Raw genomic sequence first — 12,097 nt, forward strand, 5'->3', positions numbered from 1 at the left:
CCGGCACTCTAGGCAGCACCCGGCAAACAGGGAACGCCGCTTTGCGCAGATGGATATGCGCTCGGCGCCGGGGCCGCCCCCCCCCCTAGCTTCTCATTCAGGCGCCGGTGGTGCGGCGCACGGCGGCGAAATACCAGGCATCAGGCAGGCAGCGCAGCAGCCGCATGAAAGCCGTGAAGCGGCGCGGGAAGTTCATCTCGAAGCGCCCCCGGGCCCAGCCACGCAAGATGTGCTGGGCTGCCTGCTCGGGTGAGATCAGGCCCGGCATGTGGAACTCGTTGCCGGCCGTCAGCGGCGTGTCGACGAAGCCGGGGTTGACGATGGACACGCCCAGGCCCAGCGGATGCAGGTCCAGGTAGAGGGTCTCGGCCAGGTTGTTCAGCGCGGCCTTGGTGGGGCCATAGGCCAGGGACAGCGGCAGGCCGCGGTAGGCCGCGACGCTGCCCACCAGGCAGAGATGGCCTCGGCCCGCGGCGACCAGCGACGGCAGCATGGCGTCGAGCAGATGCAGCACGCCGAGGTAGTTGACCTCGAGATGGCGCTGCACCTCGGCGCTGTCGAAGGCGGTGGCACGCATGGGCTGGTAATGGCCGGCGCAATACATCACCAGCGCGGGCGCGCCTTGCGCGTGCAGTTGCACCCGCTCGCCCGCGGCGCGCATGGCGTCGGGCTGCGTGACATCCAGCGGCAGCGCGATGGCGCCCGGGTGCTCGCGCGCGAAGGCCTCGAGGGCCTCGCGCTGCCGGGCCGAGACGATGACGCGCGCGCCCCGCTGCGCCAGCGCGGCCGCCGTCGCGCGGCCGATGCCCGAGGAGGCGCCGATGACCCAGACCCAGCGGCCCTGCCAGTCATGCAGCGGTGGGTTGAGGGGCGAGAACAGCGACATGGATCAGTTCCGCGTGATGACCAGGGTCACGTCGCCCAGGTGCAGGCCGAACTTGCTCATGGCCGAGCGGTTCAGGATCGTGCGCTCGTCCATCAGGAACATCCAGTCGTCGAGCACGACGTTCCAGACCTTGCCGTCCACCGGCAGGGCCAGGGTGTAGGCCCAGCGGAAGGCATTGCCGGCACTCTCGCCCAAGGCCTCGCCGACGACATCGTCCGCCGTGCCGCTGTAGCGCCCCTGGCCCAGGGACTTGAGCCGCCAGATGCGGCGCTGGGTGCTGCCGTCGCTGTACAGGAAATGCTCGTCGAGCACGCCGCTGTCGCCCTCCCAGCGCCCGCTCATCTTCACGCTGAAGCGCTTGACGACGCGGCCCGAGCGGTCCGTGAAGATGCCCTTGGCGGTCAGCTCGCCGCTGAGGAAGTCGCGCAGGTCCAGGCGCGGCGCCTCGCGGGCGTAGTCATGCACCTGCGGGCCCGCGCAGCCGGCCAGGGTGGCGGCGGCGGTCAGGGCCAACAGGGTTCGGCGGGGGATGGCTTTCATCCGCGTTCCTTCCAGCTCGGGTTGAGGCCCTCGGCGCGCCACAGCGCGGCGGCGGCGGCCAGCTTCAACAGACAGGGCAGGCCGCCATAGGCCAGGGCGAGGGCCTGCAGGCCGGCAGGCTCGGCGCCGCCGCTGCGATAGCCCAGGGCCGCCAGCAGCGGCAGGGCCAGGCCGGCGGCCAGCGCGAGATTGAGCTTGGTGGCGCAGGTCCACCAGCCGATGTAGACGCCCTCGCCGCTCTGGCCCGCGCCGCTGCGGTGGATGACGCCGGTCAACAGCGCGCCCGGCAGCGCGAGGTCGGCGCCCAGGGCCAGGCCGCTGAGGCCGCAGATGGCGGCGAAAGCGATGCCGTCGCCGGCACCCAGCAGCGGCGTGGCGGCAAAGGCGAGCACGCTGGCCACCATGCCGACCCGCCACACGGGCGCCAAGCCCCAGCGGCCGGCCGCGCGCACCCACAGCGGCAGGCCCAGCACGGCCGCGCCGAAGTAGGCCAGCAGCAGCGGCGCCTGCCAATGCGGCAGCTGCAGGCGGTCGGCGATGAAGAAGGGCAGCAGCGTCGCCGGGACGGCATTGGCGATGCCGTTCAGCATGAAGACGGCCAGCAGCTGGCGAAAGCCCGCGTCGCGCCAGGCCGAAGCTGCGGCCGGCCGCGCATCGACGTCAGAGGTCTTCGCGACCTCCAGCCGGCTCAGACCCAGCAGGCCCGCCACCAGCAGCACGGCCAGCGCAACGCTGGTAGCCGTCCAGCCCAGCAGGGCCGGCAGCGCACTTGCCAGCAGCACGCCGGTCAGCGTGCCGGCCTCGCGCCAGCCCGTCACCTGGGCGCGCCACTCCGGCCCGCCGCCCCAGCGCGCACCCCAGCACTGGTGCAGGATGCTGACGCCGCTGTAGGCCAGGGTGCTCAGCAGCAGGGCCGCGGCCAGCCAGGCGAGCAGCGCATCGGGCCGGGTCGACGGCGGCAGCCACAGCGCGGCGAAGGCGGCGGCCAGCACCACGCTGCCCAAAGCCGCGGCCTGCCAGGCGCGGCCACGGCGGAACAGCGCATCGGCCGCGCGGCCGAGCGCCGGGTCGATGAAGGCGTCCAGCAGGCGCACGGCCAGCATGACCAGGCCCAGCGTGGCCAGCGGCATGCCGAAGGCCGAGGCGTAGTGGTAGGGCAGGTTGACGTAGAGGGGCAGGGACACGAAGGCCAGCGGCACGCCCAGGGCCCCATAGGCCAGGCCACGGCGCCAGCCGAGGGCGGGCGCTGCGGTGGCGATGGCGGAGGCGGACATGGCTGGCCTGGATTCAGCGCGACAGGCCGAGCAGGGACTCGCGCAGCGCGGGCGCCGAGGTCTGCTTCGCCAGCCAGATGCCGAAGAACAGGCGCGCGTACTCCGCATCCAGCGCCTGCGCGGTCAGCCGGCCGTTGTGGAAGAAGCGCACCTCGCCCTCGCCGTTGTTGAAGCCGAGCAGGCGGTCGCCGGCGATGACATCGGGGAAGGCCTTGGCCATCAGCGCCAGCCAGCGCTTGGCCTTGGCCTCGTCGAAGCTGCCGACGCGCCGCATCTCGGCCACCGAGCGCTCGGCGATGGCCATGCCCTCCAGGCGGCGGTCATAGGCCAGCTCCAGGACGAAGGGCCGGCTGGCGTAACCGTCGGCCTCGAAGCCCGGCGCCGTCCACAGGCGAGCCTCGTAGACGCGCAGGCCGAAGAAGCGCAGCACACCGCTGCCCTGCAAGCGGGCCTGGGGCAGCAGCGCCAGGACTTCGGTGGAAGGCGGGGTTTCAGCGATGGCTTGTGACATGGCAATGGGATGGATGGCGGCAGCGGCCGCAAGCCGGGCCAGGGCCCCGCGTCGCGACAGCGCCTGGCGGCTCATGGGCCGGGCTTTCTCAGCGTGAACTGGATGACATCGGTGTTGCCGGCGTCGAAGGCGGCTTCACAGTAGGCCAGATAGAAGCTCCAGATGCGCTGGAAACGCCGGTCGAAGCCCTGGGCCTGCACGGCATCGAGACGGGCCACGAAGGCATCGCGCCAGCGCCTCAGCGTCTCGGCATAGTCGGCGCCGAAGGCCAGGCGGTTCTCGACGACGAAGCCGGCGCGGCGGGCCTCGGCCTCGAAGGCCGACGGGCTGGGCAGCAGGCCGCCGGGGAAGATGTACTGCTGGATGAAGTCCGTCGAGCGCAGATAGCGCGGGAACAGGTCGTCGCGGATGGTGATGCTCTGGATGCAGGCCTTGCCGCCAGGCTTGAGACAGGCGTTCAGCGTCTGGAAGTAGCCGGCCCAGTACTCGTGGCCGACGGCCTCGAACATCTCGATGGAGACGATGGCGTCGAAGGGCTCGCGGGCATGGCGGGCCGGCAGGTCGCGATAGTCCTGGTAGCGCAGCTCCACCTTGTCTTCGAGGCCGGCGGCCCGCATGCGCTGCTGGCCCCACGTCAGCTGCTCCGCGGACAGCGTGACGCCCGTCACCTCGGCACCGAACTCGCTGGCGGCCAGCTCGGCCAGGCCGCCCCAGCCGCAGCCAATCTCCAGCACGCGGGCGCCCGGCGCCACGCCGGCCTCGCGCAGCGCGCGGCGGAACTTGGCCGCCTGGGCCGCCACCAGGTCGGCGCCACGCGCGTCCTGCCCCTCGAACCAGGCGGCGCTGTAGCTCATGCCGGGGTCCAGCCAGAGGCGGTAGAAATCGTTGCCGAGGTCGTAATGGGCGTGGATGTTCTTGGCGCTGCCGGCGCGGGAATTGCGTCGCAGCAGATGGCGCAGCCGATAGGCCAGGCGGCCCCACCAGCGGCCATAGATCAGGCCTTCGATGTGCTCGCGGTTGGCCAGGCACAGGCGCAGCAGCTGGCTGAGGTCGGGGCTGTCCCAGTCGCCGTCAATGAAGCTTTCGGCGAAGCCGATGTCGCCGGACTTCAGCGTGCGCTCGAACAGGCCCCAGTCGTGCAGCTGCAGCGTGGCGCGCATCTCGCCGGCGATGGGCGCGCGAGCAGGGAAGCGCAGCATCGAGCCGTCGGGGCAGCGCAGCTCGAGCTGGCCGACGGGCAGGCGCTCCAGCAGGCGCAGCAGGCGGGTGGCGGGGGCTGGCAAGGAAGCCGGCCGCGTCGGGCTGGCAATGAAGGGTTGTGAGTTCATGCTCATCGGCTCACGAAACGTTGGGGTGCCTGGGGTTTGCTGAAGAAGGGCACGCGCTTGATCCACAGCCGCAGCGCCTGCCAGTGGATGCGCAGCACGACGCCCAGCGTCATGAAGGGCATGCCGAAGATCGCGCGCCGCACGCTGGCGGCCGTCAGCGCCACCAGCGCGCCGCCGAGGCTGGTCTGCAGCAGCGGGCCCTGGGCGTCATGCAGGTCCACCCGCGCCATCGAATGGGCGGGCAGGCCGTCCAGCGTCGTCAGCCGCTCGAAGCGGAAGCGGTACTCGCCGTCCACGCCGCAGAAGGGCGACACATGGAAGACCTTGCGCGCCGCGCTCTCGGCGCCCCAGGCCAGCTCGGGCCCGGCCAGCAGATAGGCATGGCGCTCGCCGAAGGTGTTGTTGACCTCGGCCAGCACGGCGGCCAGCGAGCCGTCGGCACGATGGGCGTACCAGAAGCTGACGGGCTTGAAGACATAGCCCAGCACGCGCGGGAAGGCCTGCAGCCAGACCTCGCCGTCGGCATCGTCAATGCCCTCGCTGGCCAGCAGCTGCTCGAACCAGGCCAGCGCATCGCTGCCGCCAGCGCCATGGTCGCTGTCGTGAAAGCTCAACCAGCCCCAGCGGTTGCGCTTCAGCGCCGGGCTGGGCTGCTCGCGCAGGCTGCGCAGCGGCAGCAGCAGGAAATAGCTGCCGTAGCGGAACTCATGCGCCACCGGCCGCAGGCGCCGGTGCCAGATGGTGCCGAAGCCCATCCAGGGGACGTTCATGCGGCGCTCCGCTCGGCTTCAGGCACCCGGGCGTCCAGGGCCTGCAGCACGCCGTCGGCCGCGGCGAAGCCGGCGCGCAGGCCGTCCTCATGGAAGCCATAGCCGCACCAGGCCCCGCAGAACCAGGTGCGCTGGCGCCCCTGCAGCTCGCCCACGCGGGCCTGGGCCTGCAGGGCGGCCAGATCGAAGATGGGATGGCTGTACTCGATGCGCTGATGCACCAGCTCGTCGCGGATGGGCCGCACCGGGTTCAGGGACACGACGACCGGCTGCTGCCAGGGCAGAGGCTGCAGGCGGTTGATCAGATAGTGCAGGCAGACCTGGGACTGCTCGGTGGCGGCGTGGGCCGCGCGCTCGTAGTTCCAGGCCGCCCAGGCGAGCTCGCGCTGCGGCAGCACCGCCGCATCGGTATGCAGCACCGCCACATTGGGCTGGTAGCGGATGGCGCCGAGCACGGCGCGCTCGTCATCGCTGGCGCCGCCGCCCAGCAGGGCCAGGGCCTGGTCGCTGTGGCAAGCCATCACGACGGCGTCGAAGGTCTCCCAGCCCTGGGCGGTCTGCAGCCTCACCTGGCGCCCCGTGCGCTGCAGGCCCAGCACCGGCGTATTCAGCCGCGCGTCCTGCAGCTGGGACACGATGCGCCGCACATAGTTGCGCGAGCCGCCCTTCACCGTCATCCACTGCGGCCGGTCGCTGACCTGGATCAGGCCGTGGTTGTGGCAAAAGCGCAGCAGCGTGCCGATGGGGAACTTCAGCATCTGGTCGGCCGGGCAGGACCAGATGCAGCCGATCATGGGCAGCAGATAGTGCTCGCGGAAACCGGCACCGAAGCCGTGCTGGTCCAGGAAGCCCTCGACCGAGCCTTGCAGGGCCAGGTCGGCATCGCTTTCGGCCAGCTGTGTGGCCAGGCGGTTGAAGCGCAGGATCTCCTTGAGCATGTGCCAGAAGCGCGGCTTCAGCAGGTTGCGCCTCTGGGCGAACACGCTGTTCAGCGAGCTGCCGCTCCACTCCAGGCCCGGGCGGCCGTCGGCCCGGGGCAGTTGCACGGAGAAGGACATGTCGGAGTCGGCCGTCGCCACGCCGAGGTCGGCGAAGAGCTGGATCAGCAGCGGATAGGTGCGGCGGTTGAACACCAGGAAGCCGGTGTCCACGCCATGCTCGACGCCGTCCAGGCAAAGGTCCACGGTGTTGGCATGGCCGCCGAAATGCCCGCCGGCCTCGAACAGGCTGACGCGGTGCTCGCCCGGCGCGGACGTGAGGCGCCAGGCGGCTGCCAAGCCTGAAATCCCCGATCCGATGACGGCAATGCGCTGCATGATGGCCTTTTCTGAACTGGTCAGAGCAAAACGTGAACTGATGAGTTCAAACAATAACTCATAAGTTCAAAATTTGCACCAAATAGTTTTTGCAGCGATCCGTGCGGTCTAGAATCCACCCCATGGGAGCCCGTCCGTCGATCCGAGACCAGATGCAGCGCGTGCGGCAGGACGCCATCGTGGGCGCCGTCAACCGCCTGCTGGCCACCAAGGGCTATGACGCGATGACGGTGGACGAGGTGGCCGCCGAGGCGGGCCTGGCCAAGGCCAGCCTGTACAAGTTCTTCACCTCCAAGGAAGAGCTGGCCGGCGCCGCCATGGTGGGCGCGCTGGACCGGGCGCTGGGCTTCGTCGACTCGCTGCGCGAGCGCTCCGACACCCCCGCCATCTCCCAGCTCAAGGCCGTCGCGCGCTGGGCCATGCAGACCCAGCTGGAAGGCGAGATGCCTTCCCTGCCCTCCCACAACTCCAACCTGAGTGCGTCGCTGCAGTCCAACGACGCCTACATGGACCGCCTGCTGGCGCTGAGCAACCGCCTCAGCATCTGGATCACCGAAGCCCAGACCGGGGGCCAGCTCAGTCCCGACCTGCCGCCGGAAGTCGTGCTCTACACGCTGTTCGCGCGCGCCTGCGACCCCGTCGTCGCCCTGCTGAAGGACTCAGGCCAGTACACGCACGAGCAGATCCTGGACTGGGTCACCTCCACCACCTTCGACGGGCTCGCGCTGAGATAACGGCCTGTTGCGATGACCAACGTCATCGCCGCGGCCGGCGCGGCACACTGGGCCTGACCATGAGCCTGCGCCCTGCCACCCTCGTCGCCGCCCTGGCCGCCTGTGCCACCGTCGGCTGCGCCTCGAGCACCCACCTCGACATCGAGCGGGCTGAACTGCAGGCCCGCATCGAGCCGCGCTTTCCCACTCACCATTGCCGCATCGTCATCGCATGCCTGGACCTGTCCAACCCCGTGGTTGTGCTGGCCGAGGGCGAGGACCGCATCGGCCTCAACCTCGACGCCAAGGTCAAGGCCGGCAACCGCGAGCGCACGGGGCGCGTCGGCTTCTCCGGCCTGCCGCGCTATGTGCCGGCCGAAGGCCAGCTCTTCCTGGACGACCTGCAGATCACGACGCTGGAGTTTGAAGGCCTGCCCGCGGAATACGCCGAGATCGTCAAGTGGCGCGGGCCTCAGGTCATCAAGTCACAGCTGCAGGCCCATCCCGTCTACACCATCGACACCCGCACGGCCAAGGGCACGCTGGCCAGGCTGGTGGTGCAGGACGTGAAGGTCGTCAACGGCAAGCTGAGGATCAGCTTCGTCCGCTAGCGCAGGAAACAGCGCGCAACTTGTCGCAATCGGCGGTTAGCAGGCGGCCCACTTGGGCCTGCCTCGAAGCATCGCGATACATCCGTCGGCTGGGTGTCACAGGGCGTGATGCAGACTGCCTCGATGACCCTGCACATCGATGACGCCCCGACCACGCTGACCACTGAACAAACCCTGACCGGCTGGCGCCGCGAGTTCTGCGTCGAGTTGCTGGGCGACGGCCAGGCGCGCGTGTTCCTGCGCGCCAAGGAGACGGCCTCGCTGAAGGCCACCGAACTCCAGCGCGGCGTGCTCTTCCACCGCCTGGGCACCACCTTCACCGACCTGACCGGCTGCGTCGCCGCGGCGCGTGAGCCGCTGGAGCGGCTCGCCAGCACGGCGGTCCGGCAGCAGCCGAGCAAGGAAAACCTGTTTGCGGCGGTGACGTATGACCGCAATGCGTGGGAAGGGGTGGTGACGGCGGTGGAGGGTTGGCAGCGGCGGGCGCCTGCTGGCGCGAACACGCAGCGCCTGCGGTCCTGAAGTCCTGCGGGCCGGGCAAACGTTTGGCACGTGGCGTCAGGGGGGACGTCTGCAAAAATGACCGGAATCGAAAGCCCCATCGAGGAAAGTCATGAAGTCGACCTGCATCAGTCTCCTGTTCATGGCTGCGTCGGGGCTGGCCGCGCCTGCGCTCGCGGCCGATACGCCAGCGCAGGCAGGCACGCCCTTGATCTCGGGGGTCGACGTCAAGTCCTTCGATCCGGCCGTGAGGCTGCAGGACGACTTCTACGCCTATATCAACGGCCGCTGGGCGCGCAGCACGCAGATCCCCGCCAGCAAGGCACGCTGGGGCACCTACGACGAGCTGCGCGAGACGGCAGCCTTGCAGGTGCGGGCGATCCTGGAGGACGTGCTGAAGAACCCGGGCTCCGCCGGCAGCGAGACCCGCAAGATCGCCGACCTGTACACCACCTTCATCGACGACAAGGCGCGCGACGCGCGCGGCTTTGCACCGCTGGTACCCGAGTTCGAGCGCATCGCGGCCGTCACCCGCCACCAGGACCTGGCCGCCTTGATGGCCGAGCTGGAACGCCAGGGCGTGACCGTGCCCTTCGGCGTCTTCGTCGGGCAGGATGCCCAGAACGCTGACCGCTACGTCGTCTACGCCTCCCAGTCCGGGCTGGGCCTGCCCGACCGCGACTATTACCTCAATGACACGGACAAGAAGCTGACGGCCGTGCGGCAGGCCTATGTGCAGCACATCGCCAAGCTCTTCACGATGCAGGGCGACGCGCAGGCCGAGCGCCACGCGGCCAATGTGCTGGCCCTGGAGACCCGGCTGGCGCAGCTGCAATGGACCCGCGTGGAGAGCCGCGACGCCCTGAAGACCTACAACCCCCGCAGCTTCGCGCAACTGGCCGAGGAGGCGCCGGGACTGGACTGGTCGGCCTACTTGCGGGCTGCAGGCATCGCGGGCAAGGCCGATTCGGTGGTGGTGCGCCAGCCCAGCTACTTCGCGGGCCTGGCGAAGCTGGTGGCCGAGGCGCCGCTGGAGCAGTGGCGCAGCTATTTCAAGTGGCAGGTGCTGGCGGCCTACGCGCCCTACCTCGCGCGCGCCGCGGCTGATGAGCGCTTCGCATTCACCGGCACAGTGCTGCGCGGCGTGCCCGAGAACGAACCGCCCTGGCGCCAGGCTCAGGTGTTCGTCGACTCCGTCATGGGCGAGGCGGTGGGCAAGCTCTACGTGGCCCGGCACTTCCCGCCCGAGAACAAGGCGCGGGTGCTGGCCATGGTGAACACTTTTCTCGCCACCTTCCGCGAAGGCATCGCTGAACTGGAGTGGATGAGCCCGGCCACGAAGAAGGAGGCACAGGCCAAGCTGGCGCTGTTCACGCCCAAGATCGGCTACCCCGATGTCTGGCGCGACTACACGGCCCTGACCACCAGCAGCACCGACCTGATCGCCAACGTGCGCGCCGGTCGCCGTCACGCCTTCGACCGCGGCATCGGCAAGCTGGGCAAGCCGGTGGACCGTGGCGAATGGGGCTTCACGCCGCAGACAGTCAACGCCAGCTACAGCCCGCTGCAGAACGCCATCACCTTTCCGGCAGCGCTGCTTCAGCCGCCCTTCTTCGACGTGAGGGCCGAAGACGCCATCAACTACGGCACCGTCGGCACCAGCATCGGCCACGAGATCAGCCATGGCTTCGACGACCAGGGCAGCCGCTACGACGGCCGTGGCAATCTGCGCAACTGGTGGACGGCGGAGGACCGCGCCGCCTTCACCGCACGCGCCAACGGCCTGGTGCAGCAGTACAGCGCCTTCAGTCCGGTGCCGGGCTACCACGTCAACGGCCAGTTCACGCTGGGCGAGAACATCGGCGACAACTCAGGCGTGACCATCGCCTACAAGGCCTACCGCAAGTCCCTGGGCGGCAAGCCCTCGCCCGTGATCGACGGCCTGACCGGCGAGCAGCGGCTGTACATCGGCTGGGCCGTCAAGTTCCGCACGCTGCAGCGCGAAGAGGCCGCCATCGTCCAGCTCAAGAGCGACCCGCATTCGCCCGGCGAATTCCGTGTCAAGGGCACGCTGGCCAACCAGGCCGGCTTCTACGAGGCCTTCGACATCAAGCTGGGCGACAAGATGTACCGGGCGCCGGAGCAGCGTGTGAAGCTGTGGTGAGCGCCGAGAAGTACGGAGGCTCGGAAGCGCGCATCAAGAAGCTCGCGCCTGCGGCCACCCTGAATCTCACTTGCGCATGACAAGCCAGAGCACGAGGCAGCCTTCCTTGCGAGGCTGGCTTCCACGATGGTTAACGCCGTAGTTGACCGGCGCTCACGAACCAGTAGTAGTGCATAGGCGGACGCGCTTGAGCGTCCGGGTCGAACACCCTGCTAGACCCCATCGCTCCCATCTTTCTTCGCTGAACCTCGCTTGAAGATGGCACGGCTAGCTGCTGCTCCGCCCACAAGAAGCGCACCGAGCCACGGGATCGCCATTGAAGCGACGCCAAATGCGAAACCAGAGTTCTCGTCCCCCGTCTGGTATCCCGCAAAGATGCCGGCAACAGCAATTCCGAAAATAACCAGGCAGACCCACGCCAACGTTCTTGGTCGGATGAAGAGGCCGAGTAACGCGCCGAAAGCGGGAACTCCGAGCCAGACGAGGAGCTTGATCTCCATGAGGTCTAACGTCGAAGTCGATCGGCGCGCACCGGCAGTACGCCGCACGGCGCAGGCTTGTCAAGGCGCCTTGCGGCGTACTGCCGGTGCGTGTCCGTGTCGAACGACCTGTTAGACGTCATGGCCAGCTCGACGTCCACGCAGTAGCGACGCCGTTGGGCAGTACGACGAGAAAGCCACTGAAGTCGGTGTTCGATGCGTGAATACGCCCTTGGAGCACATGCTGACTGATGAATGCAGCCGCGCTATGCGCCGGAAGATCCACATAGACGTCTTCGTCCTGGAGCACTTGGACGAAGACGTCACCAGTGCCTAGATTTGCGCGCAGCATCTCGGAAATGACGTCAGTCTTCGAGCCCACGCCGTCATGGACGTTGGTCCACGTGAAGTCCTCGGGTTCGACCCAAGGGAAGTTCTGGGACATGAGGTCGGACAACCGCTCCTGGTCCATGACGTCTAACGTGGAGGTGAGCGGACGCCGAAGGCGGTCCGCTCTAATGGCAGGTTATGCAGCATTGAGCGCCTCCTTGATCGAGGCGACTAGAAGCTCCTCGTTCTCGGCTAGCTCTCGATACATGTCGTAGTTCAGCGCGCCATCGTTCAGCTGCTTCTCAAAGAAGAGCTGCAGTCGCCAGACGTCCGGATCGGGTTTGTCGAAGTCGAAATCAATCCCTCCAGTAGCCGGCGTCTTGTAGACATCAACACCAATGCCGTGGGTACATACGGTCCAGTTGGTTCCTGGAATCGGTCGCCGGCCCCGCATGCCCAGGATGTCGTCGGGTTTCTCTAGTTGAAAGGCTCGGACGATCAACTGCTTCGCCCAGGCCATCTCGGCGTACCAAAGCGGAATGAGCTGGCGGATGAGGTCGACTCTTTCAGTCATGCTGCATAACGTTTGACATGAGAGGCTCGCCCCGGCTTGCCGGGGCGAGTCCTCTCGATGGAATACGAAGGGACTTCCCACCTTCTGGCCAACGGCGTCA

The 12,097-nt window shown here is 68.4% G+C and carries 14 protein-coding genes; 4 read left to right on the plus strand and 10 right to left on the minus strand.

Going from position 1 to position 12,097, the window contains the following annotated elements:
* Positions 1–97: 97 nt before the first annotated feature.
* From AC07OY_RS19580 to AC07OY_RS19610, 7 genes are read right to left on the minus strand one after another with little or no spacing between them, the layout of a single operon-like run.
* A complete protein-coding gene (locus AC07OY_RS19580; RefSeq protein WP_495044291.1) occupies positions 98–886 on the minus strand; it encodes an SDR family NAD(P)-dependent oxidoreductase in 789 nt (262 codons plus the stop codon).
* Positions 887–889: 3 nt separating this feature from the next.
* A complete protein-coding gene (locus AC07OY_RS19585) occupies positions 890–1,426 on the minus strand; it encodes a DUF3833 domain-containing protein (protein ID WP_495044292.1) in 537 nt (178 codons plus the stop codon).
* Positions 1,423–2,700, minus strand: coding sequence for an MFS transporter (locus AC07OY_RS19590; protein ID WP_495044293.1), 1,278 nt, complete (start codon positions 2,698–2,700; stop codon positions 1,423–1,425). Before AC07OY_RS19590 ends, AC07OY_RS19585 begins: the two co-directional genes overlap by 4 nt.
* 13 nt (positions 2,701–2,713) lie before the next feature.
* On the minus strand, positions 2,714–3,286 hold the full coding sequence (locus AC07OY_RS19595; RefSeq protein ID WP_495044294.1) for a hypothetical protein: 573 nt from the start codon (positions 3,284–3,286) through the stop codon (positions 2,714–2,716).
* Positions 3,283–4,539, minus strand: coding sequence for a class I SAM-dependent methyltransferase (locus AC07OY_RS19600; protein ID WP_495044295.1), 1,257 nt, complete (start codon positions 4,537–4,539; stop codon positions 3,283–3,285). Before AC07OY_RS19600 ends, AC07OY_RS19595 begins: the two co-directional genes overlap by 4 nt.
* A 2-nt stretch (positions 4,540–4,541) precedes the next feature.
* The gene (locus AC07OY_RS19605) at positions 4,542–5,309 is read right to left on the minus strand and encodes a DUF1365 domain-containing protein (protein ID WP_495044296.1); all 768 of its coding nucleotides are present in this window, start codon (positions 5,307–5,309) and stop codon (positions 4,542–4,544) included.
* Positions 5,306–6,625 carry an NAD(P)/FAD-dependent oxidoreductase gene (locus tag AC07OY_RS19610; RefSeq protein ID WP_495044297.1) on the minus strand — a complete coding sequence of 440 codons (1,320 nt, stop codon included), beginning with the start codon at positions 6,623–6,625 and terminating at the stop codon, positions 5,306–5,308. The genes AC07OY_RS19605 and AC07OY_RS19610 overlap by 4 nt, the downstream gene beginning before the upstream one ends.
* Positions 6,626–6,747: 122 nt before the next feature.
* On the opposite strand from AC07OY_RS19610, the gene AC07OY_RS19615 reads away from it, so the two are divergent.
* The 4 genes from AC07OY_RS19615 (at position 6,748) to AC07OY_RS19630 (ending at position 10,614) form a co-directional block, all read left to right on the plus strand.
* The gene (locus AC07OY_RS19615) at positions 6,748–7,359 is read left to right on the plus strand and encodes a TetR/AcrR family transcriptional regulator (RefSeq protein WP_495044298.1); all 612 of its coding nucleotides are present in this window, start codon (positions 6,748–6,750) and stop codon (positions 7,357–7,359) included.
* A gap of 59 nt (positions 7,360–7,418) precedes the next feature.
* Positions 7,419–7,949, plus strand: a complete 531-nt coding sequence (locus tag AC07OY_RS19620) for a DUF1439 domain-containing protein (protein ID WP_495044299.1) — start codon at positions 7,419–7,421, stop codon at positions 7,947–7,949.
* 123 nt (positions 7,950–8,072) lie between these two features.
* A complete protein-coding gene (locus AC07OY_RS19625) occupies positions 8,073–8,471 on the plus strand; it encodes a hypothetical protein (protein WP_495044300.1) in 399 nt (132 codons plus the stop codon).
* A gap of 91 nt (positions 8,472–8,562) precedes the next feature.
* A complete protein-coding gene (locus tag AC07OY_RS19630) occupies positions 8,563–10,614 on the plus strand; it encodes a M13 family metallopeptidase (protein ID WP_495044301.1) in 2,052 nt (683 codons plus the stop codon).
* Positions 10,615–10,826: 212 nt separating this feature from the next.
* Here the strand turns inward: AC07OY_RS19630 and AC07OY_RS19635 are convergent, their stop codons facing one another.
* From AC07OY_RS19635 to AC07OY_RS19645, 3 genes are all read right to left on the minus strand, one after another.
* Positions 10,827–11,114 carry a hypothetical protein gene (locus tag AC07OY_RS19635; protein ID WP_495044302.1) on the minus strand — a complete coding sequence of 96 codons (288 nt, stop codon included), beginning with the start codon at positions 11,112–11,114 and terminating at the stop codon, positions 10,827–10,829.
* A 118-nt stretch (positions 11,115–11,232) separates the two neighbouring features.
* Complete coding sequence (locus AC07OY_RS19640; protein WP_495044303.1) at positions 11,233–11,538, minus strand: hypothetical protein; 306 nt, start codon at positions 11,536–11,538, stop codon at positions 11,233–11,235.
* Positions 11,539–11,619: 81 nt separating this feature from the next.
* On the minus strand, positions 11,620–11,997 hold the full coding sequence (locus AC07OY_RS19645) for a DUF6896 domain-containing protein (protein WP_495044304.1): 378 nt from the start codon (positions 11,995–11,997) through the stop codon (positions 11,620–11,622).
* Positions 11,998–12,097: the final 100 nt, after the last annotated feature.

The organism is Roseateles sp. GW821-FHT09H10 (genome assembly GCF_059415865.1).